28 protein-coding genes are annotated in these 26,607 nt (G+C 74.1%); 14 read left to right on the top strand and 14 right to left on the bottom strand.

The annotated features are described in order from the left end of the window. The first annotated feature begins 213 nt into the window (after window positions 1-213). Complete coding sequence (locus tag AB0B02_RS02230) at window positions 214-966, top strand: beta-phosphoglucomutase family hydrolase (RefSeq protein ID WP_281943364.1); 753 nt, start codon at window positions 214-216, stop codon at window positions 964-966. Next, entirely contained in the window at window positions 963-3,335 is a 2,373-nt protein-coding gene (locus AB0B02_RS02225) for a glycoside hydrolase family 65 protein (protein WP_281943362.1), read from the top strand. The genes AB0B02_RS02230 and AB0B02_RS02225 overlap by 4 nt, the downstream gene beginning before the upstream one ends. A 49-nt stretch (window positions 3,336-3,384) precedes the next feature. Here AB0B02_RS02225 and AB0B02_RS02220 read toward each other — a convergent pair whose 3' ends face one another. The 3 genes from AB0B02_RS02220 to AB0B02_RS02210 all read right to left on the bottom strand — a co-directional run bounded on the left by AB0B02_RS02220 (window position 3,385) and on the right by AB0B02_RS02210 (window position 4,336). Further along, window positions 3,385-3,564: a hypothetical protein gene (locus tag AB0B02_RS02220; RefSeq protein ID WP_281943361.1), complete on the bottom strand. Its 180-nt coding sequence runs from the start codon at window positions 3,562-3,564 to the stop codon at window positions 3,385-3,387. Window positions 3,565-3,626: 62 nt separating this feature from the next. Next, the gene (trxA, locus tag AB0B02_RS02215) at window positions 3,627-3,974 is read right to left on the bottom strand and encodes a thioredoxin (protein ID WP_281943359.1); all 348 of its coding nucleotides are present in this window, start codon (window positions 3,972-3,974) and stop codon (window positions 3,627-3,629) included. After that, a complete protein-coding gene (locus AB0B02_RS02210) occupies window positions 3,944-4,336 on the bottom strand; it encodes a MerR family transcriptional regulator (protein WP_281943357.1) in 393 nt (130 codons plus the stop codon). The genes trxA and AB0B02_RS02210 overlap by 31 nt, the downstream gene beginning before the upstream one ends. 165 nt (window positions 4,337-4,501) lie before the next feature. Between AB0B02_RS02210 and AB0B02_RS02205 the strand changes: the two genes are divergently transcribed. Then, window positions 4,502-5,200, top strand: coding sequence for an alpha/beta fold hydrolase (locus tag AB0B02_RS02205; protein WP_281943811.1), 699 nt, complete (start codon window positions 4,502-4,504; stop codon window positions 5,198-5,200). Between the two features lie 66 nt (window positions 5,201-5,266). On the opposite strand, the gene AB0B02_RS02200 is transcribed toward AB0B02_RS02205, so the two are convergent. Then, complete coding sequence (locus AB0B02_RS02200) at window positions 5,267-6,490, bottom strand: AI-2E family transporter (RefSeq protein ID WP_281943355.1); 1,224 nt, start codon at window positions 6,488-6,490, stop codon at window positions 5,267-5,269. Between the two features lie 129 nt (window positions 6,491-6,619). Here AB0B02_RS02200 and AB0B02_RS02195 point away from each other — a divergent pair, with 129 nt between their 5' ends. Then, complete coding sequence (locus AB0B02_RS02195) at window positions 6,620-6,802, top strand: antitoxin (protein WP_107154798.1); 183 nt, start codon at window positions 6,620-6,622, stop codon at window positions 6,800-6,802. 103 nt (window positions 6,803-6,905) lie between these two features. Here the strand turns inward: AB0B02_RS02195 and AB0B02_RS02190 are convergent, their stop codons facing one another. After that, window positions 6,906-7,319 (bottom strand): TIGR03618 family F420-dependent PPOX class oxidoreductase, encoded by a 414-nt coding sequence (locus AB0B02_RS02190; RefSeq protein ID WP_281943353.1) that lies wholly within the window; start codon window positions 7,317-7,319, stop codon window positions 6,906-6,908. 215 nt (window positions 7,320-7,534) lie between these two features. Between AB0B02_RS02190 and AB0B02_RS02185 the strand changes: the two genes are divergently transcribed. Next, on the top strand, window positions 7,535-9,322 hold the full coding sequence (locus tag AB0B02_RS02185) for a trypsin-like serine protease (RefSeq protein WP_357294387.1): 1,788 nt from the start codon (window positions 7,535-7,537) through the stop codon (window positions 9,320-9,322). A gap of 56 nt (window positions 9,323-9,378) precedes the next feature. On the opposite strand, the gene AB0B02_RS02180 is transcribed toward AB0B02_RS02185, so the two are convergent. The 3 genes from AB0B02_RS02180 to AB0B02_RS02170 form a co-directional block, all read right to left on the bottom strand. Continuing rightward, complete coding sequence (locus tag AB0B02_RS02180) at window positions 9,379-9,714, bottom strand: YkvA family protein (RefSeq protein WP_281943351.1); 336 nt, start codon at window positions 9,712-9,714, stop codon at window positions 9,379-9,381. 41 nt (window positions 9,715-9,755) lie between these two features. Then, window positions 9,756-10,592, bottom strand: coding sequence for a hypothetical protein (locus AB0B02_RS02175; protein WP_281943350.1), 837 nt, complete (start codon window positions 10,590-10,592; stop codon window positions 9,756-9,758). 144 nt (window positions 10,593-10,736) lie between these two features. Further along, window positions 10,737-11,129 carry a hypothetical protein gene (locus AB0B02_RS02170; protein ID WP_357294374.1) on the bottom strand — a complete coding sequence of 131 codons (393 nt, stop codon included), beginning with the start codon at window positions 11,127-11,129 and terminating at the stop codon, window positions 10,737-10,739. 208 nt (window positions 11,130-11,337) lie between these two features. Here AB0B02_RS02170 and AB0B02_RS02165 point away from each other — a divergent pair, with 208 nt between their 5' ends. Further along, on the top strand, window positions 11,338-11,940 hold the full coding sequence (locus AB0B02_RS02165) for a lipocalin family protein (RefSeq protein ID WP_357294367.1): 603 nt from the start codon (window positions 11,338-11,340) through the stop codon (window positions 11,938-11,940). An 88-nt stretch (window positions 11,941-12,028) separates the two neighbouring features. On the opposite strand, the gene AB0B02_RS02160 is transcribed toward AB0B02_RS02165, so the two are convergent. From AB0B02_RS02160 to eccB, 3 genes are all read right to left on the bottom strand, one after another. Further along, window positions 12,029-13,288, bottom strand: coding sequence for a WXG100 family type VII secretion target (locus AB0B02_RS02160; RefSeq protein ID WP_357294364.1), 1,260 nt, complete (start codon window positions 13,286-13,288; stop codon window positions 12,029-12,031). Beyond that, entirely contained in the window at window positions 13,281-13,652 is a 372-nt protein-coding gene (locus tag AB0B02_RS02155; protein ID WP_281943344.1) for a hypothetical protein, read from the bottom strand. Before AB0B02_RS02155 ends, AB0B02_RS02160 begins: the two co-directional genes overlap by 8 nt. Window positions 13,653-13,756: 104 nt before the next feature. Next, complete coding sequence (gene eccB / locus AB0B02_RS02150) at window positions 13,757-15,235, bottom strand: type VII secretion protein EccB (protein ID WP_357294354.1); 1,479 nt, start codon at window positions 15,233-15,235, stop codon at window positions 13,757-13,759. A 160-nt stretch (window positions 15,236-15,395) separates the two neighbouring features. On the opposite strand from eccB, the gene AB0B02_RS02145 reads away from it, so the two are divergent. Further along, a complete protein-coding gene (locus AB0B02_RS02145) occupies window positions 15,396-16,565 on the top strand; it encodes a type VII secretion protein EccE (protein ID WP_281943340.1) in 1,170 nt (389 codons plus the stop codon). Here the strand turns inward: AB0B02_RS02145 and eccD are convergent. After that, window positions 16,549-17,946, bottom strand: coding sequence for a type VII secretion integral membrane protein EccD (gene eccD / locus AB0B02_RS02140; RefSeq protein WP_281943338.1), 1,398 nt, complete (start codon window positions 17,944-17,946; stop codon window positions 16,549-16,551). The two genes, AB0B02_RS02145 and eccD, sit on opposite strands and share 17 nt — an antisense overlap. A 155-nt stretch (window positions 17,947-18,101) precedes the next feature. Here eccD and eccCa point away from each other — a divergent pair, with 155 nt between their 5' ends. The 7 genes from eccCa to AB0B02_RS02105 all read left to right on the top strand — a co-directional run bounded on the left by eccCa (window position 18,102) and on the right by AB0B02_RS02105 (window position 24,692). Further along, window positions 18,102-22,067: a type VII secretion protein EccCa gene (eccCa, locus tag AB0B02_RS02135; protein ID WP_357294331.1), complete on the top strand. Its 3,966-nt coding sequence runs from the start codon at window positions 18,102-18,104 to the stop codon at window positions 22,065-22,067. Between the two features lie 69 nt (window positions 22,068-22,136). Continuing rightward, window positions 22,137-22,547: a YbaB/EbfC family nucleoid-associated protein gene (locus tag AB0B02_RS02130; protein WP_281943334.1), complete on the top strand. Its 411-nt coding sequence runs from the start codon at window positions 22,137-22,139 to the stop codon at window positions 22,545-22,547. 13 nt (window positions 22,548-22,560) lie between these two features. After that, window positions 22,561-22,854: a hypothetical protein gene (locus tag AB0B02_RS02125; RefSeq protein WP_357294317.1), complete on the top strand. Its 294-nt coding sequence runs from the start codon at window positions 22,561-22,563 to the stop codon at window positions 22,852-22,854. A gap of 31 nt (window positions 22,855-22,885) precedes the next feature. Beyond that, the gene (locus AB0B02_RS02120) at window positions 22,886-23,614 is read left to right on the top strand and encodes a hypothetical protein (RefSeq protein ID WP_357294311.1); all 729 of its coding nucleotides are present in this window, start codon (window positions 22,886-22,888) and stop codon (window positions 23,612-23,614) included. After that, window positions 23,611-23,898 carry a hypothetical protein gene (locus AB0B02_RS02115; protein WP_281943327.1) on the top strand — a complete coding sequence of 96 codons (288 nt, stop codon included), beginning with the start codon at window positions 23,611-23,613 and terminating at the stop codon, window positions 23,896-23,898. Before AB0B02_RS02120 ends, AB0B02_RS02115 begins: the two co-directional genes overlap by 4 nt. A gap of 175 nt (window positions 23,899-24,073) precedes the next feature. Then, window positions 24,074-24,382: a WXG100 family type VII secretion target gene (locus tag AB0B02_RS02110; RefSeq protein WP_357294299.1), complete on the top strand. Its 309-nt coding sequence runs from the start codon at window positions 24,074-24,076 to the stop codon at window positions 24,380-24,382. Between the two features lie 28 nt (window positions 24,383-24,410). Continuing rightward, on the top strand, window positions 24,411-24,692 hold the full coding sequence (locus AB0B02_RS02105) for a WXG100 family type VII secretion target (protein WP_091062555.1): 282 nt from the start codon (window positions 24,411-24,413) through the stop codon (window positions 24,690-24,692). 123 nt (window positions 24,693-24,815) lie between these two features. On the opposite strand, the gene mycP is transcribed toward AB0B02_RS02105, so the two are convergent. Both mycP and AB0B02_RS02095 read right to left on the bottom strand, forming a co-directional pair. Next, window positions 24,816-26,054, bottom strand: coding sequence for a type VII secretion-associated serine protease mycosin (mycP, locus tag AB0B02_RS02100; protein ID WP_357294288.1), 1,239 nt, complete (start codon window positions 26,052-26,054; stop codon window positions 24,816-24,818). A gap of 59 nt (window positions 26,055-26,113) precedes the next feature. Continuing rightward, window positions 26,114-26,458: a helix-turn-helix domain-containing protein gene (locus AB0B02_RS02095; protein ID WP_281943321.1), complete on the bottom strand. Its 345-nt coding sequence runs from the start codon at window positions 26,456-26,458 to the stop codon at window positions 26,114-26,116. Between the last annotated feature and the right edge of the window lie 149 nt (window positions 26,459-26,607).

Raw genomic sequence — 26,607 nt, 5'->3', positions numbered from 1 at the left:
CCGTGCTACTCGGTGCTGGCGTCAGAAGTCAATCTTCACGACCCTTGGCTCACCGTTTGAATGTCGCCAACGCGACAGATATTCAAGGGCGGGGGTCCATGAGGCTGTTGATCACGCGGCACGGGTTGCCGACGAGCAGCGCTCGGGCCTGCGCCCGAACCGCTGAGACGCGAAGCGGGTTTGCCCGGTGAGCCGCCTGGATAGATTCAGGCAATGCTGGGCCTACCCGCGCACGTGACCGCGTGTCTCTTCGATCTGGACGGGGTGCTGACGCAGACCGCCAAGGTGCACAACGCCGCCTGGGCCGAGACGTTCGACGCGCTCCTGCGACGCCGGTCCGCCGAGACCGGCGAGCCGTTCCGCCCGTTCGACCCCGGACCGGACTACAACCGGTACGTGGACGGAAAACCGCGCGCCGACGGGGTGCGATCATTCCTGGCCTCCCGTGGCATCACGCTGCCCGACGGCACCCCCGACGACCCGCCGGACGCGGACACCGTCAACGGCGTCGGCAACCGCAAGAACGTCGTCCTGCTCCAGCGCATCGCGCACGACGGCGTCGAGGTCTACGACGGCTCGGTGCGCTACCTGGAGGCCGCCACCGCGGCCGGGCTGCGCCGGGCGGTCGTCTCGGCCAGCGCCAACTGCGAGGCCGTGGTGCACGCCGCCGGGCTGGACCGGTGGCTGGAGGCACGGGTCGACGGCGTGGTCGCCCGGCAGCGCGGGTTGCAGGGCAAACCGCACCCGGACACGTTCCTGGAAGGCGCGCGGCTGCTCGGCGTCGAGCCGGCGCAGGCCGCCGTCTTCGAGGACGCGCTCGCCGGGGTGGCCGCCGGACGGGCCGGCGGCTTCGGGTACGTGATCGGCGTGGACCGGGTCGGCCAGGCCGACGAGCTGCGCGCGCACGGCGCCGACGTGGTCGTCACCGACCTCGCCGAGCTGCTGACCACGGAGTCGGCCCGGTGATCCGGGAACGGTCGTACCCGGTCGAGCCCTGGCACGTCCGCGAGGTCCGCCTCGACATGGACGTGCTGGCCCAGTCCGAGTCCGTGCTCGCGCTCTCCAACGGCCACATCGGGCTGCGCGGCAACCTCGACGAGGGCGAACCGCACGGCCTGCCCGGCACGTACCTGAACTCGTTCTACGAGTTGCGTCCGCTGCCGTACGCGGAGGCCGGCTTCGGCTTCCCCGAGTCGGGGCAGACCATCGTCAACGTCACCAACGGCAAGCTGATCCGGCTGCTCGTCGACGACGAACCGCTCGACGTCCGCTACGGCGAGCTGATCGACCACGAGCGGGTGCTCGACCTGCGCGCCGGCACGCTCCAGCGGGAGGTGCACTGGCGGTCCCCGGCCGGTCGCGAGGTCAAGGTCCGCAGCACCCGGCTGGTGTCGTTCACCCACCGCTCGGTCGCGATGATCAACTATGAGGTGGAGGCGGTCGACGGGCCGCTGCGGCTGATCCTCCAGTCCGAACTGGTGGCGAACGAGTCACTGCCGCCGCAGAGCCGCGACCCCCGGGTGGCCGCCGTGCTGGAGTCGCCGTTGCAGGCGGAGGAGGAGCTGACCACCGACGACGGCGGCCTGCTCATCCACCGCACCAAGGTCAGCGGCCTGCGGGTCGCCGCCGCCATGGGCCACGACGTGCACGGCCCGGAACGCACCACCATCGAGTCCGAGGGGTACGAGGACTGGGTCCGCACCACCATCGGCTGCGTGCTCAAGCCCGGCGAGAAGCTGCGGGTGGTCAAGTACCTCACGTACGGCTGGTCGAGTCGCCGGTCCCTGCCGGCGCTGCGCGACCAGGTCGGCGCCGCGCTGTCCTCCGCCCGCCTCGACGGCTGGGACGGGCTGCGCCGCGCGCAACGCGAATACCTCGACGCGTTCTGGGACGCCGCCGACGTGCGCGTCGAGGGCGACCCGGAGGTCCAGCAGGCGGTCCGCTTCGGTCTCTTCCACGTGCTCCAGGCCGGTGCCCGCGCGGAACGGCGACCCATCTCGGCCAAGGGCCTCACCGGCCCCGGGTACGACGGCCACGCGTTCTGGGACACCGAGATGTTCGTGCTGCCGGTGCTCACCTACACCCAGCCGGGCGCGGTGCGGGACGCGTTGCAGTGGCGCTACGACACGATGGCCCAGGCGCAGGAGCGGGCCCGCACGTTGAACCTCGAAGGCGCGGCGTTCCCGTGGCGCACCATCGAGGGGCCGGAGTCGTCGGCGTACTGGCCGGCCGGGACCGCCGCGTTCCACATCGCCGCCGACGTCGCCGACGCGCTGCGCCGCTACGTGCTGGTCACCGGCGACGAGGCGCTGGAGCGGGAGATCGGGCTGGAACTGCTGGTCGAGACCGCCCGGTTGTGGCGCTCGCTCGGCCACCACGACCGCGCCGGCCGGTTCCACATCGACGGGGTGACCGGCCCGGACGAGTACACCGCGGTGAAGAACGACAACGTCTACACCAACCTGATGGCGCAGCGGAACCTGCTCACCGCCGCCGACTGCGCGATGCGCCACCGCGACCAGGCGCTCGACCTCGGCGTCACCGAGGAGGAGGCGGCCGCCTGGCGGGACGCCGCGAACGACATGCACGTCCCGTACGACGCGGAGACCGCAGTACACCAGCAGGTGGAGGGCTTCACCCGGCTGCAGGAGTGGGACTTCGAGCACACGCCGCCGGAGAAGTACCCGCTGCTGCTGCACTATCCGTACTTCGACCTGTACCGCAAGCAGGTGGTGAAGCAGGCCGACCTGGTGCTGGCCATGCACTGGCGGGGCGACGCGTTCAGCGCCGCCGAGAAGCGGCGCAACTTCACCTACTACGAGCGCCGCACGGTCCGGGACTCGTCGCTCAGCGCCTGCACGCAGGCGGTGCTGGCGGCCGAGGTGGGCTTCCCCGAGCTGGCCCACCGCTACCTGCGCGAGGCCGCGCTGATGGACCTGCACGACCTGAACGAGAACACCCGCGACGGGGTGCACATGGCGTCGCTGGCCGGCGCCTGGATCGCGCTGGTCGCCGGCTTCGGCGGGCTGCGCGACCACGACGGGACGCTGTCCTTCGCGCCCCGGCTCTCCAGCCGGCTGAGCCGCCTGGAGTTCTCGTTGCAGTGGCGGTCGATGCGGCTGCGGGTCGACGTCCGGCCGCACCAGACCACGTACTCGCTGCGCAACGGCGGCCCGGACACGGTGCTGGACCTGCTGCACCACGGCGAGCCGCTGCGGGTCACCTCCGCCCGGCCGGTCACCGTGCCGGTGCCGGCGGCGCACCCGGCCGGACCGCAGCCGGAGCAGCCGCCGGGTCGGGCGCCGCTGATGCACCTGCCGGAGCACGCCGGCTGAGGCCGCGCGGTCCCGCCCCCGGAGGGCGGGACCGCGCTGTCCGCGTACCTCAGAACTGGCGGCCGTTCGACGGACGCCCGCCGGCGTCGCGCGGCGCGACCGCCCGCGGGTCCTCGGGGGTACGCGCCGACGCGGCCTGGTCGGCCCACTCCGGCGAGCCCTCCAGCTCCTGTTCGCGACGCTTCTGGTCGGTGAGTTCCTGGTCTCGCTCCCGGTCCTGTTTCGCCATCGGAGATCCTCGCGATCGGTCGGGGTCCGTGGTCACGCCGCGCGTTCCCGCCCGGGCGGGGCTCAACCGTCCAGGTGGCGGGCGAAGCTCTGGCGGAGGTGGTTCTTCGGCCGGGAACCGACGATCGAGCCGACCACCACGCCGTCGCGGAAGACCAGCATGGTCGGCGCGGACATCACCCGGTGGGCCCGCGCGGCGGCCGGGTTCTCGTCGATGTTCAGGGTGACGAAGCGCAGCGCGTCGCCGAACTCCTCGGCCAACTCGGCCAGGTGCGTCGAGACCACCCGGCAGGGCGGGCACCACTCGGCCCAGAAGTCGACCACCACCGGTCGGTCGGCGGCCAGCACCGTCGCCGCGAACGTGGCGTCGGTGACCGCGGTCAGTCGGCCGGTCTGCGTGTCCTGAGGCATGTTTCCTCCCGGTGGGCGATCGCGTGGGCGAGTTGGTCGTGCAGGCGGCGGCGGACCGCGCCGAGCCGGTCGAGGTAGTCGTCCACCTCGGCGAGCTTGCGTCGCAGCACCGCCACCGAGTCCGGGCAGACGTCGCCGGAGTCGTGCCCGGCGCGCAGGCAGGCGACGAACGGGCGGATGTCGTCCAACCCGAAGCCGATCGCCAGCAGGGACCGGATCTCGTGCACGACACGCAGCTCCGCCTCGTCGTACACCCGGTAGCCGTTGGCGGACCGGCGTGGCCGGACCAGCCCCTGGCTCTCGTAGTAGCGCAGCGTGCGGGCGCTCGTACCGGCCCGTTCCGCCAGCTCCCCGATCCGCATCCGTGCCCCCGCCCGCCGTCCGTCCCTCGCCCCGCCGACGCTAAACCTTGCCGCCGACGTCAAGGCAACCCACGCGCCGCTCCTCCTCCCCTCCCGGTTCCCCCGCTCTTCTCGGCGATCATGAAGTTGGCGGGGTGGCGGAGCGCTCTCCCGGCCGCCACCTTCATGATCGCCGGGAGGCGGGGTATGCCGGGGACGGGGGTGAGGGGTGTGCGTGAGGTTTCGGTGCCGGTGGTGGAGGGTGGGCTCACGGGGGACGTCTCCGTCCCGTCCGGGGCCGGCGGGGTGGTGCTGTTCGCCCACGGGAGCGGCAGTTCCCGGCACAGCCCGCGCAACGTGGCGGTGGGCCGGGCGCTCAACGCGCGCGGACTGGCCACCGTGCTCGTCGACCTGTTGACGGTCGACGAGGAGGCCCGGGACGAGGTCACCGCCGAGCTGCGCTTCGACATCGGGATGCTCGCCGAACGGCTGGCCGGCATCGTCGACTGGATGGGCGCCGACCCGGAGCTGGGACGCCTGCCGTTCGGGCTGTTCGGCGCCAGCACCGGCGCGGCCGCCGCCCTGGTCGCCGCCGCGGCCCGCCCGGACCGGGTGGGCGCGGTGGTCTCCCGGGGCGGCCGGCCGGACCTGGCCGGCAGCTCACTGACCGCGGTACGCGCACCCACGCTGCTGCTCGTCGGCGGCCTGGACGAGCAGGTGATCACGCTCAACGAGCAGGCGCGGGACGAGCTGGGCGAGGTGGCGGAGCTGCGGATCGTGCCGGGCGCCACCCACCTCTTCGAGGAGCCCGGCACGTTGGAGCAGGTGGCCGACCAGGCCGGCGCCTGGTTCGTCGCCCACCTGCGCCAGCCGCATCCGGCCTGAGCCGAGCGACGCCCGGGGCTGCCGGCGTCGTCGGGTCAGCCGGTGGCGTGGGCCGGGCCGGCCGGGTCAGCCGGTGACGTCCACGCCGGCCGCTCGCGCGGTCCCGCCGGACCGGTGCCGCTGCACGGTGTCGAGCACCCGCCAGAGCACCGCGGCGATCGGCACCGAGACGAACGCGCCGGCGACGCCGGCGACGAGCGTGCCGGCGGTGACCACCACCAGGATGACCGCCGGGTGCAGTTGCACCTGCCGACGCATCACGAGCGGCTCCAGCAGGTTGCCCTCGATCTGCTGCACCGCGATCACCGCCGCCAGCGTCAGCAGGGCGGTGGTCGGGCCGTTCGCGGCCAGCGCGACGAGCACGGCCACCGCGCCGGCCACGGTGGCGCCGATGATCGGCACGAACCCGCCGAGGAACGTGATCAGGGCGAGCGGCAGCGCGAGCGGAACGCGCAGCACGACCAGCGCCAGCCCGATGCCGATGGCGTCGATCGCCGCGATGATCATCGTGCCCCGGCTGTACGCGCCGAGCGTCCGCCAGCCGGCCCGGCCGGCCTCGGCGGTCACGTCGCGACGCGGCCCGGTCAGCCGGCGCAGCACCCAGTGCCACATCGACCGGCCGTCCTTGAGCAGGAAGAAGAGGAGGACCAGGCCGAGCAGCAGCGCGCCGGCCACCTCGGCGACCTTCTGCGCGCCGGCGACCGGGTCGGGGGCGCCGGCGCTGACACCCTGCCGGATCTGCTCGACCAGCTTGTCGAGCTGCTGGTCGCTGACCGGCAGCGTGGACGTGACGAAGTCTCGGCTGCGTTGCAGGCCCTCGTCGAGTTGCTGGCTCAGCTCCCCGAACTGACTGGCGGTGAGGTTCCAGACCAGGACGCCGGCACCGGCCAGCACCCCGAGCAGCAGCAGGACGGTGAGCAGCGCGGCCGGCGCGGCCGGCACCCGGAGCCGGCGCAGCCGCACCAGCACCGGGTCGAGCAGCGCGGTGAGGAACAGCGTGCCGGCCAACGCCACGGCAAGCGGCGCCAGCAGCACCGCGATCTGCCCGAGCAGCCACAGCCCGGCGGCCACCACCAGGAGGCAGAGGCTCCAGGTGACCGCTGTGCGCACCGGCCAGGGCAGCCCCGCCCACGTCTGCCGGGGCCCGACCCGTGCCGGCTCGGCATGGGCCGGCTCGGCATGGGCCGGCTCGACCCGACCCGCGTCGGGATGGGCCGGCCCGGAGCGGGTCGGGTCGAACCGGGCCCCGGCGGGGCGTGCCGGGTCGGGCGTACCAGCGTCGTCGTCCACGTCGCCTCCTCGATCGAGGCCGTTGGTACCCGACCCGGCGGAATCCGACACCCGGCCCGTCATCGCCCGCCCGGCGTTTGCCACCCCGGCCCCAGGGAAGGCCTTCAAGGTACCGAAGGGAGATGCGACATGAGTGACTTCATGGACAAGGCCCGAGACTTCGCCGACAAGCACGACAAGCAGGTCGACCAGGGCATCGAGAAGGCCGGCGACATGGCCGACAAGCGCACCGGCGGCAAGTACGACCAGCAGATCGACAAGGGCGTCGACATGGCGCAGCAGCGCACCGGCGAGGGCGACACCGGACGCTGAGCATCCGGACGACGGATCCCGGGCCACCCCGAAACGGGTGCCCGGGATCCGGTGTGTCCGGGTGCGTGCGGGACCCGTCGGCGGCGGGAGTCGGGCGGGCCGCTCAGTCGGGCAGGCTGCCCAGCAGGCGGGTCACCGCGATCTCCAGCACCACCCGTTCCGGGTTCGGGCGCGGGGTGCGGTAGCGCTCGGCGTACCGGCGCTCGGCCTCGGCCACCGACGCCGGGTCACGACGCACCACCGCCCGGCCCTCCACGGTCAACCACCAGCGGCCGTCGACCTGGCACACCGCGACCGGCGTGCCCGCCGGGCCCGCGCCCGCCACGTGCCGCGCCTTCGCCGAACCGCCCGAGGTGATCACGCGGGCCAGGCCGGCGTCCGGGTCGAAGGTCACCCCGACCGGTACGACGTGCGGCGTGCCGTCGGCGCGCAACGTGGTCAACGTGGCGAGGTGCCGGTCGGCGAAGAAGCGCGCGACCCGCCCGTCGTGCGGATCCAACCCGTGCCGCCCAGCCATGCCGTCTCCTCACTCGTCCCCGAGCCCGATCATCACATGCCGAACCGGCGGCGCGCCGGACGACGAGACATACGCCATGCCCGATGTCCGGAGCAAGGCTGCCAGGTGTGCTCTTCTTCACGCCTAGGTGGACAGTGGGTGTACCGAACGCTTCATAAGGTGACCCCCGTGTGCCCACCGTCGCGGTGGGCGCCGTTCGAATCGGGGGAACCGTCGTGTCACTGTCGTACCGCCGTGTCGCCGTTCGCGGCGCCGGCCTGCTAGCCATGGTCCTGCTGGCCGGGGCCGCCGCCACACCCGTACAGGCCGTCACCGGCGGTGTCGCCGTGACCGACGGCTCCTACGCCTTCGCCGCCAAGATCTCGATCGGTCCGGCCGACCGCTCGTGCAGCGGCGCGCTCGTCGACCCGTGGTGGGTGCTCACCGCCAAGAGCTGCTTCAGCTTCGACGGCCAGCCCGTCGTCGACGGCAAGCCGGCGCGGCCCACCACGGTCACCGTGGGGCGCTCCGACCTGACCACCTCGACGGGTGCCACGTCGTCGGCCTTCCGGGTCGTGCCGCACCCCGACCGCGACGTCGCGCTGGTGCGGCTGACCCGCCGGGTGGACGTCGCGCCGGTGGCGCTCGGCACCGCGCCGGTCGTGGGCGAGCAGCTCACCGCCGCCGGCTTCGGCCGCACGGCCACCACGTGGGTGCCGGACCAACTGCACACCGGGCCGTTCGAGGTGCAGAGCGTCGGCGCCGGCACGACCGGCATTCTCGGCACCGGCACGGCCGGCATCTGCCGGGGTGACCTGGGCGGCCCGACCGTCCGCACGACCGGTGGCACGCCCCGGCTGGTCGGCCTGCACCACTCCTCCTGGCAGGGCGGCTGCCTCGCCGAGACGGAGACCCGCCGGGACGCGGTGGACACCCGGGTCGACGACCTCGGCCCGTGGCTCACCGCCACCATGCCGCAGGGGCCGGCCACCGACCAGTACGGCGACATCAACTTCCTCTACGTCTACGCCAACGGCGACATCGCGCCGCAGACGTTCCCGGCCACGTCGACCGGCGGGTTCGGCAGTCCGCTCGGTGTCTGGCGGGGCGGCGCCGGCGCGTACGCTACGGACCGGGTCAAGGTGTTCAACGACGACTTCGACGGTGACGGCGTCGACGACCTCGCGGTCATGTCCACCACCACCGCCAACGCGTTCGCGTTGGACACGTTCGTCACCCGCCCGGACGGCACCCACGGCGCACCTGTCCGCTCCTGGACCTCGCCCAACTTCGGGCACCTGACCAGCATGAAGATGGCGTCGGGCGACATCAACGGCGACGGTCGCGCCGACCTCACCGCCTTCTACGGCTACGCCAGCGGCGACGAGGCGTGGATCAACTGGCTCGCCCGGCCCGACGGCGGGTTCGACGCGCCGATCGAGGCGTGGCGGGCGTCGAACTTCGGTAACTGGGCCAGCACCAGCGTCTTCGCCGGTGACGTGACGGGCGACGGGCGGGCCGACGCCAGCCTCTTCTACGCGTACGCCAACGGCTCGATGGCGGCCATCACCTGGCCGGGGCAGGCGGACGGGAAGTTCGGCGCCGGCTACACCTCGTGGTCCGTCGCGGCGGACAAGGCGCCCGGTGCCCTCTCCACCCTGAAGATCGTCGACGGCGACTTCACCGGTGACGGGCGGGCCGACGTGGCCGCCCTCCAGACCAAGGACAACAAGCTGCGCCTGCTGACCTGGACCGGCAAGCCCGACGGCAACTTCACCGACCCGGTCGAGTCGTGGTCGTCGTCGATCTTCGGGCAGTTCGCCAGCATCAAGCTGGTCGGCGGCGACTACAACGGCGACCGGCGGGACGACCTGGCCGTCCTCTACAAGTACCCGGACAACGGGCTCGGCCTGCACACGTTCACCTCGACGCCGACCGGCGGGTTCAACGTGCCGCTCGCCTCCTGGCGGGTCGGCTCGGGCGTCTACGGCTGGTGGCCGAGCATGCGGATGGACGGCGAGTAGGACCGACCGGACGAGGCCCGGACCGGCGTCCCTCCGCTCGTGCGGAGCGGCGCCGGTCAGGGGCGGCGCGGCGGGGCGGCGGGCAACGAGGTGGCCGGGGCGTCCCGTGTCGCGCGTTGCGCCGCCCGGTGCTTGGCCGCCAGCCGGCCCAGATAGAACAGCGCGCCGGCCAGTACGCCCATGTCGTCCAGGTAGATCGGGTCGGGGAGCAGGTCCACCGGCAGGATCGTGTAGATCAGCGCGCCGTAGAAGGCGACCTTGCCGCCGGCGCCGAGCGCGCCCAGCATGCGACGGGTGCGAACCACCCGGATCGCGAGCAGCACCGCGCCGACCAGCGTCGCGGCCGCGACGACTGCGGCGACGACAACGAGCACCCACGCTTCACGGGACACGACACCACGCTAGCGGAGCCGGGCCGCCGCCGCCCGGATGCTCAGTACGCCGGCACGGCCGCCCGGCCCCGGGCCACCGGCGTCAGCTCCCGGGTGGTCTCCGCGACCTGCGTCGCGGTCGGCAACTCCCGCGTGCTCTCCGGGCCGGCGAAGCCCACGATGGAGAGTGCCGCCTGCGGCTCGACGACCGGGTGCAGCGCCGTGAACGCCTCCTCGCGCAGGCTCCGCGCCGCCGCGGCGGCCGTCTCGGCGGCCCGCCAGGCGGCCTGTTCCCGCTCCGAGGCGGCACGCTGCCGGGCGAGCAGATTGTCCCGTACCAGCCGGCGCAGCAGCAGCTCCTGCTCCACCGGGTGCCGGCTCGGGTCCCAGCCGCGCCCGCCGAGGATGTCGCTGAGCTGCTGCACGCTGATCTCCTTGCGCCACTGGGCGTCCAGCGCCGCCCGGTGCAGCCAGCGCTCCCGGTCCGCGTACTCGGCCGGGGTGCGGGCGGTCCGGGGCAGCGGCAGGGCCGCGGCGGCGGCCAGCCGGCGGACGTCCTCCTCCGCCGCCTGGCAGGCGAGCCACGCCGCTTCGGCCTCGTCCTGGGCGGCCAGCCACTCGGCCCGACGCCGTTCGGCGGTCACCGTCGCGCGGGACGCGGCCACCGACACCTCGTCCGCGTACCGGGCCCGTTCGCGGGCCCGCTCACGGTCCTGCTCGGCCCGGTCGATGCTGCTCGGCCGGGCGGCGTCGCTGATCCGTTCGCCGAACACCGCACGGAACCGGGTGGGGCGGACGACGAGCGCGGCGACCACGACCGCCGCCAGGGCGAGCAGGGCCAGCCAGATCACGGCGGCGGCGGGGACGTCCGGCAGGACGGTGGAGAAGACGGTCTGCATACCAGCACCTCGCGGTGGAACTGTTCACGATCAACGGGTGGGGCCCGGGCATCGGGCGGAGTGCGCGTCGGCGCGCGACGGGGTGCGCGGGTGGGGCGACCTGCGGTGGGTGGGCCGCGCCGGGGCGACCGGAAAGGTGGCCCGTCAGGCGCGCGGCGGCCCGCGGCGGGCGATGGTCGCCCGGCCCGCGTCGTCGGTGACCGTGACCTCGACGGCCGGGATCGGCGCGACGGACGCGTCGTCGAACCGGTCGGCGACGGACGGGCCGGTGGCCGAGTGGGTGACCGCCCACGCCGCAGCGGTGCCCGGCTCGGCGACCGACGTGGTCGACGTGGCCTCGCGACCGGCGTCGACGGTCGACGACACGCGGGTGTCGGTCACCGTGACGACGGCGGGACGCGTCACCGTGGCGGCGTCGGCGGAGGTCGTGGCGATGCCCTGGAGGCCGGCGATCAGCGCCAGAGTGGTCACGGCCGTGCGGGCGATCCGGCGCAGCATCGCCGTCCAGGCGGACGAGGCGAACGCTACGGGCAGCACCCCCTCAACCTATCGGTTGATGCCGGCCCACGCAGCTCGACGATCTTCCCGGTTACGTGAGCCGGCCCACGGATCGGTGTGGACGGACCTTCTTCTTCGCTTCGGAGCAGGTCGACGGATGCATCGACGACGATGAGATTGTCGACAGTTTTCGGCCGGTCGGGCGGGGCACACTGGCGCGGACGACCCCCCACCGCGAGGAGAAACCATGGGTGTACGCCGCACCACCACCGCGCTGGTCGCCGCGCTGACCGCCGCCACCCTCCTGAGCGCCACCCCGGCCCACGCCGCGACCACCTCGGTCGACACCGGTCCGCTGCGACCGGTGGCCGCCGTCGACGTCAACCGGTACGCGGGCGACTGGTACCAGGTCGCCGCCATCCCGCAGTGGTTCGAGATCCAGTGCTTCAAGAACGTCAAGGCCCGGTACGACGTTCAGCCCGACGGGACCGTCGGCGTCCGCAACACCTGCCGGACGATCCTCGGCACCACGAGCACGGTCACCGGCCGGGCCCGGAGCGAGAACCCGCCCGCAGACTCGGCGCTCACCGTCTCCTTCCTCCGGCTCGGCGACCGGTGGATCTACCTGGGCGGCCCCAACTACGTGGTGATCGGGCTGGACCCGGAGTACCGCTGGGCGGTCGTCGGCGACCCCGACCGCAGCAGCGGTTTCGTGCTGTCCCGCCAGCCCGCGCTGGACGCGGCGCAGCTCGCCGACGTGCAGGCCACGCTCACCGACAACGGCTACGACCTCTGCGACTTCCGCACCACCCGGCAGGACGGCGGCGCCCGGGCCGGCGCGTTCTGCTGACGGCCCGGCCCAATTTGGGGGACGCACGCCGCCCCGACGCCGAACGGCGCGGCACCCGCCGGGTGCCGCGCCGTTCAGCCGTGCGAGGTCAGTGGCCGTCGATGACCGGCGGCGGGGCGGCCCTGCCGTCCCCCCAGACCATGTCGTCCTCGGTGAGCCAGGTCAGCCGGCCGTCGGACTCGTCGTCGTCGGAGTTGCCGCGTGCGCCCAGCACCCCGTTGCGGCCGGCCGTAGCGGGCCGTCCGGTGCGACCGGTCGATCTGCCCTCCGTGTCGACGGCCAGGCTCCGGCCGGAGGTGAGCCGGCCGGTGCCGGCCGCCGAGCGGCTCTCCGCGCCGGGCACGCCGCCGAACCGTCCCGTGGCGGCCGCGTTGGCGCTGCCGGCGAGCGAGCCGGTGCTCAGCACGCCGGGACCGCCGAAGAGCCCGCCCCCGCCGGCCGGCACGGTCGGGTGGGCACCGCCGGGGCCGAAACCCGGGCCGCCGCCGATCGCCGGGCCGCCGGGAACGGTGGTCAGCGGGCCGGCGCCGGCCAGCGACGTGCCGCTCGGGTCGACCGTGCCGCCGGTCGGGACCGAGCCCGGGGCGCCCGCGCCGGGGTGACCGCCCGGGTGGCCGCCGGGTGTGCCGTCGCCCGGCGTGCCGCTGGTCGGGGCCGTGTGGTGCACGCCCGAGGTGGTCGCGGTGCCGTGCGCCCCCGGGCCGAAGCTGCCCAGGCTCGGGCCGGACGACGGAGTCCGGACCGACGGGCCGTCGTGCAGCGTCGGATCCTGCGGAGCGTGGTGGCCGGGCAGCTCGCTCCCGGGCGGCTCCGGCGCGACGACCCGGCCGTACGCCGAGAAGTCGTAACCCTCGGCCAGCTTCGCCACCACCCGCACCATCCGTCGGTGCGCCTTCTCCTGCTCGGCCTCGTCCTGCTGGTGGCCGATGATGCCACCGATCACCGCGCCCGGGCCGCCGCCGAGCAGGAAACCCTTACCGGCGCCGGAGAGCAGCTTGTCGTGGTCGTCGGTCTTCTCCGGGCTCTCCGCCTCGGCCTGGGCGGCGCGCAGGTCGCCGGCCATCATGTCCAGCGCCTGCCGGATGCCGGTCATGCCCTCGGCCAGGTCGCCGGAGTAGCCGGCGACCATGGTGAGCCGGCGCTGGAACTCGCGACTCGCGCCCCCGGTCCAGGTCTTCGCCAGCGCGTCCAGGTCGGCGGTGAGGTCACGGGACAGGTCGTCGAGCGTGCCCTCGAGGGAGGTCCAGCGGGCGCTCAGCGCGTCGATCTGCGCCGGGTCGCCGGCGTTGACGCCCTGGTAGAGCTCCTCGTGGCTGACGTGCTCGTAACGCCGGGTGTATTCAGACACGGGGATCCTCCTTCGGTTGCGTCATCGCCTCGTTCAGGCCGGCGAGGGCGGCCGCGATGTCGGCCGCGGCAGCGGCGTTGCGGGCCTCGGCGGTCCGGTAGTTCTTCATGATCGTCGCGGTGGCCTCGCGGGCGGCCAGGATCGCCCGGCGCAGCCGGTCGACGTGGTCGACGTAGCTCTGGTGCGTCTCGGCGTACCGGCGTGAGTTGTCGGTCGCGTCGACGAACGTGCCCAGCGCGGGGGGCCGGCACTGCATCTCGGTGTTGAGCGTGCGCAACACCGACTCGGCCTCGTGCAGACGCCGTTCGAGCCGCTTGTGGAAATCCTCCAGGGAGAGAACGTCGACTGTGGTGCGCCCGGTCATGGCGGAATCCCCGTTGTCCTCGTCGAGAGCCGGTGGCCGTGCTCAGATTAGTCGAACCGCGTCCACCCGGGTGGCCCCCGGACGCGCCGCTCCACGTCGGTCGGTCAGCCGCCTCCGACCTGGGCCGCCGCACCGTCCGGCGGGGCCGGCACGGGCGTCGCGGCGCGCTCCGGCAGCGCCGTCGCATCGAAGTACGCCATGGCGTCCGCGCGGGCCAGGGTCGGCCCGGTCGGCACCAGCGCCAGCAGCGAGGCGGGCACCGCCACCGGGCTCACGTCGCCGTAGCCGAGGGCGCTCCGCGCGTCCCCGGCGGCGGTGCCGAGCGGGTAGCGGATCCCCTGCGCGGTGATCAGGTAGACCGTGGCGCCGGCCGCCGGCTTGCCGCTCTCCCCGGCGGTGGCCTGCACCAACGCGCCCTTGCCGCCGGGCAGCAGCACGCTTTCGGCGGTGCGGACCGCGTCCCGGGCACCCTGCCGCGCCGGCAGCGCGGTCGCCGCGGTCAGCTCCGGCGGCGGGGCGTCGAAGATCTCCAGCGTGGTGGCCGGCGGCTGGCCGGCCGGACCGGGCCGGTAGGTGGCGCAGAGCACGGTACGGCCGGGGCGCACCTCGTGCAGCGTGGGCATCCGGGCCGGCAGCCCGTCCGCCTCCAGCCGCTGGTCGGTGTAGAGCCGGCCGGCTTCGTCCGGGGTGATGTCGGTGATCCCGCCGCCGCCACCGAGCAGCAGCCGGGCGGTGACCTCGCCGACCGCCGCCAGGCCCTGCCGGGTGAGGACGTAGAACTGGCCGGCGGCCTGGTAGACCTGACCGACCCGGGCCGGCCGGTCGGCCACCGTCAGCCCGCTCGGGCCGCCGTCCCCGCCGATCGTGGGCCTGCGCAGCGCCGGGCCCACCGGCACCGCGTTGAGCAGTTGCGGGCCGACGGTGAGGTTGGCCGCGCCGGCCATCCGCAACGCCACCAGCGCCTGCTCGTCGCCGACCACGCGCAGCCGGGCGCCGCCGGTCAGCAGCCAGCGGGCGTCGCCGGTGCGGACCAGGACGGCCCGGTCGGTGAGCGGGGTGCCGCCGGACAACGGCCGGTCGATCACCAGCCGGGTGGTCGAGCGGCGCCTGTCGTTCGGGTCCGGCACGTCGCAGACCGACCAGGGGAGCCCGACCAGCGACCCACGGTCGGGCAGGTCGTCCGGCGCACCGACGATGCCCACCATCCGGCCGCGCGGCCGGTCCCGGATCGACGCCTGTGACACGGTGCGCACTGTCGCCGACGCGTCGTCGACGACGAGCCGGGCCGAGGCGTAGTTGAGCGTCGGGTGCAGCACCCGGTCGTCACCGAACCAGTAGGTGGCGCCGGTCTCCCGCTCGATCACCACGGTGTTCGGTTCGAGCGGGGCGGAGTTGCTTGTCAGTTGCCCGTACGCGCCCACGCCGCCGAGGACCACCGCCGCGGCGATGACACTGCCGAACACCGCCATGCCGAGCCGGCGCATCGGCAGGTCGTTGGTCTCCGGGTCACCGGAGAGCAGCGCCGAGACGATGCGGCGGGTGACGAAGCGGTACGCCTGCACCTGATCGCGGCGGGTCCGCATGACTAACCTCCGGGCCGGGTGGGCCCGCGACGATCAGGGCCGAACAGCGCCGCGGGCTTCCCTACGATAAGGGGCCGTCGGGCGCGCGCCGGACCCCGTCCGCCGCCCGGTGAACGCATCCGCCGGCAGGTGCCCACATGTCCAGAAGGGACGCTCACCGATGACGCAGCTCCAGGCGCCACCCGGTCGTACGGCGACCGCCCCCGCCCCGGCGGACCGGCCGGTCACGCCGGCGGACAGGCGACGCCGGGGCCGCCTGGGCCCGGTCGTCGTCGGTCAGCTCGTGGTGGCCGAGTGCGCCGCGCTCGCCGTCTGGTTCGCCACCGCCGGCCCGGCCTGGCTGCTCGCCACCGTGGCGCTGCTCGCGCTGCTGTCCGTGGTGGCCGCGTTCGCCCGGCGGGGCGGCCGATGGTGGTACGAGGACCTGATGCTCCGCCGTCGGCTGCGCCGTCGTCGGGACCGGGCCCGGGGCGCGCTGCCGGCCGGTGACCCGCGGTTGGCCGCGCTCGCGCCCGAGCTGACCGTGGTGGAGCTGACCGAGCGCGGCACCCGGCTCGGCATCGGTCAGGACGACCGGGGCTGGTTCGCGGCGGTGGCGCTTACCGGTCGGCCCGGTGCGCCCGCCGGGTCGATCGAGGCGGCGACCGTGGACCGTGCCCTCGCGGTGCTCGCCGACTTCGCCGGCCCGGTCAGCCAGACCCAGGTCGTCTCGCACACCCTGGTCTGGTACCCCGCGCCGGGGGCGGCCCCCGCCGCGCACCGCACCGTGTGGGTGGCGCTGCGGCTGGCCGTGGGTGACGCCCGGGCCGAGACGGTGAGCCGCGGCGGCGGCCTGCGCGGCGTGCACCGGACGGTGGCGGCCGGCGTGGGCCGGCTCGGCAAGGCGTTGCACGCCGCCGGGCTCGGGCACCGTGTGCTGGGTCGCGACGAGCTGCACGCGGCGGTGGTCTCCGGGGCCGGGCTGGACCTGGCGCCGGACTCCCCGGCCGAGACCTGGACCGGCCTGCGCGGGGGCGGCTGGACGCAACGCTGCCTGGCGCTGCGGGTCCGTCCCCACGGCTCGCTGGGCGCGCTTGTGGACGCGGTCACCGCCACCTCCGCGCCCTCGCACACGGTCGCGGCGGTGGTGCTCCCCGGTGGCCGGCGGCTCCCCCCGCTGCTGCGGGTGGCGGCCATGGACGGGCACGCCGAGGCGCTGGTGAAGGCCGTCCGGGAGATGGCCCGACGGGCCGGGGTGCCGGCCCGCCCGCTGGACGGCCAGCACGGGCCCGGCGTCTACGCCACCGCGCCGGTGGGCACCGCGATGGGCACCGTCACGGTCGAAGGTTGACGATCCAGCCGTACGCGCCGCAGACCCAGACGGCCAGCGGCACCAGCGCGACGATCAGCAGGATCTCGACGATGTCCAGGACCCGCCCCCAGACCGGGGAGATCCGCTTGCCGGCCACGGTGAGCCCGTAGACCAGGCTGATCACGGCCACCACGGTCAGCCCGCCGAGGATCAGGCCGAGCCGCACCGGCAGCGAGCCTGCGTCGAAGACCGCCGCGGCGACCAGCCCGAGGCCGACCGTGCCGGCGAGCAGCACCGGGGTGCGTTGGTCGCGGCCGAGGAACGGGCGGGCCCGCAGCAGCGACAGCAGCGCGAGCACCAGGCAGAGCAGGACCGCCGGGAGTCGACCGTCGGCGGCCAGCACCAGCTCACCGCCGAGCACCAGCAGCGCGACGGTCCACAGCAGACCGGTGAGGAACCCGTCGGCCCGCTCGCTGTCGCGCAGCACGGACGGCCCGTCCACCGACTCGGTGTCGGTCTTCAGGTCCTCCGGGCCGGTCGGAATGGACGGCACCGGCAGCCGGGCGAGCCGGTAGGCGAGCATCGGCAGCGCCGGCAGCGCGCCGAACGCCACGGCCGACACCACCGCCGCCGAGGCGGCGGCGTCGATGTCGAAGGCCAGGCTGAGCACCGCGCCGAAGCCGACCGCCGCGCCCACGCCCACCGTGCCGAGGAACCACGGCGTCCGGTCCCCGACGGCGAGCGCGGCGAGCGCGCCGAAGAGCACCACGGCGGTGCCGGCGAGCAGCACGTGCGGGCTGGCCAGCTCGGGCAGCGGCCGGTCCCCGGCGAGCACCAGCAGGCCGCCGACGCCCGCATGGCCGACCCCGACCAGGGCCAGCACCGCGCCGGTGCGGCTGTCGCCGGCCGCCCGGGACAGCACCGCGGCACCGACCAGCAGGGCCACCGCGACCACCAGGGCGGCCACCGCGCCGGGTAGCTGCGGCGGCCCGGCGAGCAGCGCCGCGACCGCGCCGGCGGCCAGCGCCGAGGAGGCGAGCAGCACCGCGTACGCCCGGGTGGTGCCCACCTGCCAGGCGCCGGCCCGTTGGGTGGTGGAGGTGGCGACGGCGTCCACCACGTCGTCGAAGACGATCTCGGGCGCGGTGGCGGCGCGCGGGTTGAAGTAGAGCACCTCGCCGTCGCGGACGTCGAGCTGCGCGGCGGTACGCCCGCCGTCGAGCGGCTGCCCGCCGAGTCGGGACAGGCTCCACCCGCCGTGCCCCACGCCCTCGTCGGCGAGCTCCTCGCCGGCGTAGCGCAGCAGCGTCGGCAGCAGGTCGGCCAGGGGAACGTCGGAGGGCAGGGCCAGGTCCATCCGGGTCCGCGGCGCCACGATGGTGATCCGGCTCAGCCCGCCGGTCGCCGCCTTCGTCGCCACAGTGGCCTCCTCGTGCTCGCCTACGATCCGCCCCGGCCGTCGACGTCGTCCCCACGGGTCCACGACGTCTCCGGGAGATTACCTACGATGGCGGTCGCACAGGTCGCCCACCCGACGCTCGCGGCGGTGGCGGACCTGCGGGGGAGGGGAGAGCCGTGGGTACGGTGGTGTTCCGCCGGCCACCGCGTCAACCGGGGCCGGCGATGCCGCGCGGTGAGGTGCTGCTGGAGTCCCCGCCCGAGCTGCCGGAGCCGCAGGCCAAGGGCATGGGGCAGGTGCTGATGATCCTGCCGATGCTCTGCGGCGTCGGCGCGATGGCCTTCCTCTACGCCGGCCGTGGCGGCGGCATGATGACGTACGTGGCCGGCGGCCTGTTCGGGGTGTCCATGTTGGGCATGGCGATCGGCACGCTCGGCACCGGCGGCAACGACAAGGCCGAGCTGAACGCCCAGCGCCGCGACTACATGCGTTACCTGGCGCAGATGCGCAAGCGCACCCGGCGGGCGGCCGAGCAGCAGCGCGCCGCGATGACCTGGCGGCACCCGGAGCCGGATGCGCTCTGGTCGATCGCCGCCTCCCGCCGGCGGTGGGAGCGGCGGCCCACCGAGGACGACTTCGGCGAGGTGCGCATCGCGCTCGGCCCGCAGCGGCTGGCGGTGGAGATCGTGCCGCCGGAGACCAAGCCGGTGGAGGACCTGGAACCGATGAGCGCGATCGCGTTGCGCCGGTTCGTCCGCGCCCACTCCAGCGTGCCGGAGCTGCCCACCGCGCTGTCGCTGCGGGCGTTCGGCCGGATCGCGTTGCGCGGCGACCGGGAGCCGGTGCTCGACCTGACGCGGGCCGTGCTGGGCCAGTTGGTGACGTTCCACGCCCCGGAGGACCTGCTGGTGGTCGTGGTGGCCGCGCCGGACCGGCAGCCGGTCTGGGACTGGGTCAAGTGGCTGCCGCACGCCCAGCACCCGGGGCGTACGGACGCGGCGGGCGCGCGCCGGCTGGTCTTCGCCGGCCTGGCCGAGGCGGAGTCGGCCCTCGCCCACGAGCTGGGTGGCCGGCCCCGGTTCGCCCCGGAGGCGAAGCCGCTCACCACCGCACCGCACGTGGTGGTGGTGCTCGACGGCGGCGAGGTGTCGGCGACCTGCGCGCTGACCGGGCCGGGGCTGCTCGGCACCACGGTGGTGGACCTGTCCGGGGCGGTGCCCCGGGACGCCGGCCGCTGGCTGCTCGGCCTGGATGTCGGCGACGGCACCGGGCTCGGCCTGATCGGGGCCGCCAACGCGCCCCGGCTCGGCCGGCCGGACCGGCTGACCCGGCCGGCGGCCGAGGGGTTGGCCCGGCAGCTCGCGCCGTTCCGGCTCTCCCCGCAGCAGGGCGCCAGCACCGACGAGCCGCTGGCCCGCAGCATGGAGCTGCCCGACCTGCTCGGCGTCGGCGACGCGGCCATGGTGGACGTTCGGCAGACCTGGCGGCCCCGCAACCACCGGGACCGGCTACGCATCCCGCTCGGCCTGGGGCCGGACGGCAACGTCGTCGAGCTGGACTTCAAGGAGTCCGCGCACGAGGGCATGGGCCCGCACGGCCTGGTCATCGGCGCGACCGGCTCCGGCAAGAGCGAGCTGCTGCGGACCGTGGTCGGCGCGTTGGCGGTGACGCACTCCTCGGCGGAGTTGAACTTCGTCCTGGTCGACTTCAAGGGCGGCGCGACGTTCGCCTCGCTCGACGCGTTGCCGCACACCAGCGCCGTGATCACCAACCTGTCGGACGAGCTGCCGCTTGTCGACCGCATGCGCGACGCGCTGGCCGGCGAGATGAACCGGCGGCAGGAGGTGCTGCGGGCGGCCGGCAACTACGTGTCCCGCTACGACTACGAGAAGGCGCGGGCGGCCGGCGAGTCGCTGGAGCCGATGCCCAGCCTGCTCATCATCTGCGACGAGTTCTCCGAGCTGCTGGCCGCCAAGCCGGACTTCATCGACCTGTTCGTGATGATCGGCCGGCTCGGCCGGTCGCTCGGCGTGCACCTGCTGCTCGCCTCGCAGCGGCTGGAGGAGGGGAAGCTGCGCGGGCTGGACACGCACCTGTCGTACCGGATCGGCCTGCGGACGTTCTCGGCGGTCGAGAGCCGGATCGTGCTGGGCGTGCCGGACGCGTACGAGCTGCCGAGCGCGCCCGGGCACGGCTATCTCAAGACCGACACGGCCACCATGCTGAGGTTCCGCGCCGCCTACGTCTCCGGCCCGTACCGGGCGCCGGGGCAGGTGCAGCGCTCCACCCGGGCGCAGGTGCAGGGCCGGATCGTGCCGTACGGCGTCGACCACGTGCCGGTGCCGGCGCTGCCGACCGCCGCGGAGACCGCGCCGGAGCCCGAGCAGACCGGCGACGGCAAGACCGTGTCCACGCTGGACGTGCTGATCGGCCAGCTCGCGGGCCGGGGCCGGCCGGCGCACCAGGTCTGGCTGCCGCCGCTGGCCGAGCCGTCCGGGTTGGCCGAGCTGCTGCCGCCGTTGAGCGTGCACCCGACCTTCGGCCTGACCACCGCGGAGTGGCCGGGCCGTGGCCGGCTCGCCGTGCCGGTGGGCGTCGTGGACCGGCCGTACGAGCAGCGCCGCGACCCGATGATGGTCGATCTTGCCGGTGCCGGCGGCAACGTGGTGATCGTCGGCGCCTCGCTCAGTGGCAAGAGCACCATGCTGCGCTCACTGCTGGCCTCCCTGGCGCTCACCCACACGCCGCGCGAGGTGCAGTTCTTCTGCCTCGACTTCGGCGGTGGCGCGCTGCGCAGCCTGGACGCGCTGCCGCACGTCGCGGGCGTGGCCGGTCGGCGCGACGTCGAGGCGGTCCGCCGGACGGTGGCCGAGGTGGTGGCCGTGCTCGACGAGCGGGAGAACCGGTTCACCCAGCACGGCATCGACTCGGTGGCGAGCTACCGCCGACGGCGGGCCGCCGGGGAGTTCGCGGACGACCCGTTCGGGGACGTCTTCCTCGTCGTGGACGGCTGGAACACGCTGCGCCAGGAGTACGAGGAGCTGGAGCAGACCATCACCAACCTGGCCAACCGGGGGCTGGGCTTCGGCGTACACGTGGTGGTCACGGCGGTGCGGTGGGCGGAGATCCGGATCAGCATGCGGGATCTGCTCGGCACCAGGCTGGAGCTGCGGCTGGGGGATCCGGCCGAGTCGGAGATCGACCGGCGGGCCGCGCAGAACGTGCCGGTCGGTGCGCCGGGCCGTGGCCTGACCCGCGACAAGCTGCACTTCCTGACCGCGGTCTCGCGGATCGACGGCAGGCGCGACATCGAGGACCTGACCGAGGCGTCGGTCGCGTTGGCCGGGCACGTGGCGGCGAACTGGCCGGGCCGGCCGGCGCCGAAGGTCCGGCTGCTGCCCCGCAGGCTCACGGTCGGCGAGCTGGCCACGGTGGTCGACCGGGCCGTCCCGGGCATCCCGATCGGGGTGAACGAGTCGGCGTTGGCCCCGGTTCACCTCGATCTGGCGGGCGAGCCGCACCTGACCGTCTTCGGCGACGCCGAGTGCGGCAAGACCAACCTGCTGCGGCTGATCGCCCGGGGGATCGCCGAGCGGTACACGCCGGCGCAGGCGCGGTTGGTCATCGCCGACTACCGGCGTGGCCTGCTGGGCGCGGTCGAGGGTGACCACCTGCTCGACTACGCGCCGTCCAACCAGGTGTTCAGTCAGGGGCTCGGCTCGATCCGCAGCGCCCTGCAGAACCGGCTGCCGGGCCCGGACGTGACGACCGCGCAGCTCCGCGACCGGAGCTGGTGGAAGGGGCCGGAGCTGTACATCCTGGTGGACGACTACGACCTGGTCGCCTCCGGCGGCAGTAACCCGCTCAGCGCGCTGCACGAGCTGCTGCCGCAGGCGCGGGACATCGGCCTGCACCTGATCGTCACCCGGCGGGTGGGCGGCGTGGCCCGGGCTCTCTACGAGCCGGTGCTGCAACGCCTGCGCGAGCTGGACTCGCCGGGCCTGCTGATGTCCGGCAGCCGGGAGGAGGGCGCGGTCTTCGGCAACCTGCGGCCCAGCCCGCAGCCGCCGGGCCGAGGCACCCTGGTCCGCCGCCGCGACGGCCAGCAGTTGATCCAGACCGCCTGGACGGAGCCGGCCTGACGGGTCGGACGGCGGACCGTCGGTCGGGTAGCGTCGGCGCGACGTCGCGAGTGTGGAGGGGAGCCCGTGGTGAGCAGCCCGTCGGGTATCGGTGGAGCCGTGGAGAGCCTGTTGCGGCAGGCCCAGGAGCAGCAGCGCCGGCTGGTCGAGCTTCAGCAGCAGCGGGCGGAGCTGCGGGTGGCCGGGGAGAGCCCGGACGGCCTGGTCCGGGTGACTGTCGACGGTGAGATGAAGGTCGGGAACGTCGAGCTGAACGCCCGGGCCATGCGGCTGGACAGCTTCTCGCTGGCGGAGTCGGTCCAGGCGGCCGTCGACGCGGCGTACGCGGCCTTCGCGGAGCGGCAGCAGGAGATGCTGGCCGAGACGCTCGGCGACTCCGACCTGGTCCGCCGCGCGCAGGACGGCACGCTGACCCCGGAGGACTGGTTCCGCCAGTTCGGGGTGGACCTGTCGGACCCGACCCGCGGTCTGCGGCGCTGAGCGGGGGCCGACGATGGCGAACACGGTGGACGTCGACGCGATCCGCAAGGCCGGCCGGATGCTCGACGCGCCGGACGGTCCGATCCAGTACCTGCGCAACGTGCAGGCGCTGCTGGCGGACGTGAAGCTGCCGGGCGGCGCGTTGAGCATGTTCGGCCACGGTGCGGTCGAGCGGCACAACGCCTCGGTGGACGGGCACCTCGACAATGTCCGGGCCGGTATCGAGCACCTGCACCGGGCCGCGGAGCAGCTCGAACAGAGCGCGAAGAACTGGGAGAAGTCGGATCAGCCCTGGGTGGTCAAGTGACCGGCCGGGCCGACCAGGGGGAGGACGCCTGATGCCACCGGAGATCTTCATCGCCAACGCCTCCGGCTCGGTGACCGGCACGGTCTCGGTCGCCGAGACGACCGCGCCGGTCCGGTCGGCGGCGGCGATCGCCCGGGGCAACCTGATGTGGATCGCCGCCTCGGCGGGGCTGATCGGCGCCATCCTCTACCTGGAGATGTTCGACAACCAGCAGGTCAACGAGACGATCAAGAAGTGGGAGGAGGCCGCGCGCCTGCTCGGGCCGGATCAGTTCGGCGCCGCGATGGCGGCGGTCCCGCCGGACGCGAAGGAGTGGGACTTCGACGACCGGGACGCGTTCGACCTCTTCGTCCGCAAGCTCGGCGCGGAGATCGACTCGCTGGCCGACGCGTTCAACACCAACAAGGAGACGCTCACCTCGGCCCGGGACGCCTACAACGACGCGGTCTCCGGTTTCGCCCAGGCGATGATGCCGGTCCTGGTGGCGGTGATCGCCTCGATCGCGCTCCAGTTCTTCCCGGCCACCTCCGCGTTGGCGCAGGCCATCGGCATCGCCGGCCTGACGGCGACCGCCGCCATCCTGGTGATGGTCTTCGGGGACATCGGCGCGCTCCTGCACGCCGTGATGGCCGGGTTCAACACCGACAGCCGGGTGATGTTCGCGGCGGACTCCCGGCCCGGTTGGGCGCCCACCGGCACCGACCCGGGGATCAAGGACATCAAGATCGACTGGGTCAAGGACAGCAAGTTCTACCAGTGACGGGAGCCGACCACGTGGACACGCTGATCACCTGGTTGTTCGTCTACTTCGTGCTCACCATCCCGGGCTTCCTGGTGCTGGCCCTGATCGCCGGGCTGACCCGCTCGCCCCGGCTCCGGCTGGCCGCCGAGGTGGTGGTGCTCAGCGGCTGTGCCGCGCTGCTGGTGGTGGTGGTCGAGGGCGCCTTCGACAAGCCGCTGCTGTGGCTGGCGGCGGCGCTGCTGGTCGCGGTGCTGGTCTTCGGCGTGACACTGCTGGTCAGGACGCGCCGCGGCCGGCTCTGACCACGACCTGTGCCTCCACTGCGGACGGTCCGCTTCGGATCGGTCGGCAGGGCTGCGCGGTTTGGACGTCGTCCGCTACGGTTCGCTTGATGTGCCGTCGGCGGGGTGGGTTCGCCTTGCCGCGGGGGAGGGCGCGGCGGATCCGCCGCCACAAGATGACGGAAGGGTGTGAAGCATGGCGTTCGAGGTCAGTGCAGCGAGTCTGCACACCGCCGCGAGTGACGTGCGGTCCACGCGCAGCGATGTCGACGGTGAGCTCAAGAAGCTGTGGAACGTGGTCGACGACCTGGCCATGGCCTGGAAGGGGCAGGCTTCCACGGGCTTCCAGGGCCTGATGACCCGCTGGAACGAGGACACGAACAAGCTGCTCACCGCGATGGACAACATCGCTGACCTGCTCGACAAGTCCGGCACGACGCACCAGGTCAACGACGAGGAGCAGCAGCAGATGCTGGACAAGTTCCACGCTGCGCTCAACCCGTGATCCGCGCAGACAGGCAGAGGGGGAATCGATGAGCATCAAGGTTGACTACGCCGTCCTCGAGAGCAGCAACCAGCAGATGCAGGCCATCTCGCGGACCATCGACGAGAAGCTGGACACGCTGCGGGCCATGCTGACCAAGCTCGAGTGGGAGGGCCAGGACCGGGTCGCCTACCAGCAGCACCAGGCCCAGTGGGACGCCGCCGTGCGGGACATCAACAAGGTCCTCAACGAGATCGGCGGCGCGGTGGGCATCGCACGCGAGAACTACATGACCACGGAGATGAGCAACTCCAAGGTCTGGGGCAACTGACCTCGACCGGTCCGGCACGGCTCCGCTCCGGCTCGCGTCGGGCGGAGCCGTGCCGTGTTCCGGGCCCGGCGGCCCGGGTCCGCCCCGGCTCGGGGGCCGTCCGCGTCGCCGGCCGGTCGTGCGTCAGGCGTCCCGGGGGACGTCGCGCCGGCCGGGTCGCCATCCGCGTCGCCGGCCGCGTACCAGGATCGGGCGCACCGTCAGCAGTACGCCGGCCAGCAGCGTGCCGACCACGGCGGCCCAGATCGCCGCGGTGCGCTGCCGGGCCAGCGGGTCGGTGCGCGGGGCGGGCGGCGGCATCGCGCCCAGCGGCGGGTCGCTCCGGGTGCCCAGCAGGCTGGTCACCGCCCGGTAGGGATTGACCATCCCGTAGCCGACCTGCGGGTTGTGCCCGTCGGGCGGGTTGTCCGCGGTGCGGGTCAGCCGGTAGGCCACCTCGTCGGGGCTGATGTCCGGGTACGCGGCGCGCACCAACGCCGCCGCCCCGGAGACGTACGCGGTGGCGAAACTCGTCCCGCCCTGCGGCTCGGCCCGGTAGCCCGCACCCTGCGGCGCGGGGCCGACGATGTTCAGGCCGGGGCCGGCGATGTCCACGTAGTCCGCGCTGACCGAGCTGCCGACGTGCCCGCCCTGCTCGTCGATGCCGGCCACGGCGATGACCCCCGGGTACGCCGCCGGGTAGGCCGGCCGGTCCTCCCGGTTCTCCTGCCGGTTGCCGGCGGAGGCGACCACCACCACGCCCTTGTCGAGCGCGTGGGCGACCGCCGACCTCAACGCCGGGTCGTCCAGCGTGACCAGGGACAGGTTGATCACGTCGGCGTCGTGGTCGACCGCCCAGCGGATCGCCCGGCCGATCTCACCCGGCACGTCCGGGTCGAAGTTCTCCTTGTTCTCCGCCAGCACCCGCAACGGCAGGATCCTGGCCTCCGGTGCGATGCCGGTGTAGGGCGAACCGCTGCCCTCCCGGCCGGCGATGATGCCGGCCACCATGGTGCCGTGCCCGACCAGGTCGCACTGCCCGCGCAGGTGGACCAGCCGGTTGAAGTCCTCGCCGGGCAGCACCCGGCCGCGCAGCAACGGGTGGGTCGGTGAGACGCCGGAGTCGACGACCGCGACGGTGACGCCCCGCCCCTTGCCGACCCGCCAGGCCGCGGCCGGGTCGAGCCGGCTCAGCGCCCAGGGCGCCTCGGTGGGGGCCGGACCGCCGGGGGGCCCGCACTTCGGTGCCGCCACCGCCGGGGCCGGCACCGCCGCCGCGCCGGCGACGAGGGCGGCCACCGCCGCTCCGGACAGGACGGACCTGACCCGGTGGCCGGCCCGGGCGCGTCCCGTCGTCCGGCCCGGCCGCAAGCTGTCGCGCACGCGGTGAGATTACCGTCGTGGCCGGACGCGTGCGGGCACGGACGGCCGCCCGGCGGTGGTCAACGCTCGGGGGTGGCGTCGGTGGCCGCCGGTTCGGCGGCGAAGAGGTCGAGCAGCGCCCCGACCTGCTGGTCGGCCTCGGCGGGATGCCGGAAGCGGCCGTTCGGGTTGATCGTGTACTCGTTGCGCCGACCCACCCGGGTGCGGTGGAGGTAGCCGCCGGCCTCCAGGTCGGCGACGATCGCCTGGGCCGCCCGCTCGGTGACGCCCACCTCGTCCGCCACGTCCCGCAGCCGCGCGGTGGGGTTGCGCGCGATGGCCAGCAGCACGTGCCCGTGGTTGGTGAGGAAGGTCCAGTGCCGGCGGCTCCCGTCCTCGCCTGGTGTGGTCGCCATGGTGGTCATCGTATGGCGTGGCGGGCGGTTGCCCGGACCCGGAGCGGGTCGAGGCATAACGCATGAAATGCGTATCACGAAATCTTGACGTGCCATCGGTCTCGTGTGACGGTGGGTCGCGAGGCCGACACCGCCGACCGCCGGCCCGGTCGTTCCGC

Origin of the sequence: Micromonospora sp. NPDC049240 (assembly GCF_040647835.1) — a bacterium.
Classification (GTDB): domain Bacteria; phylum Actinomycetota; class Actinomycetes; order Mycobacteriales; family Micromonosporaceae; genus Micromonospora.
Note: the sequence above shows the minus strand (reverse complement) of the source record. Positions and strands in the feature narration are given on the sequence as shown.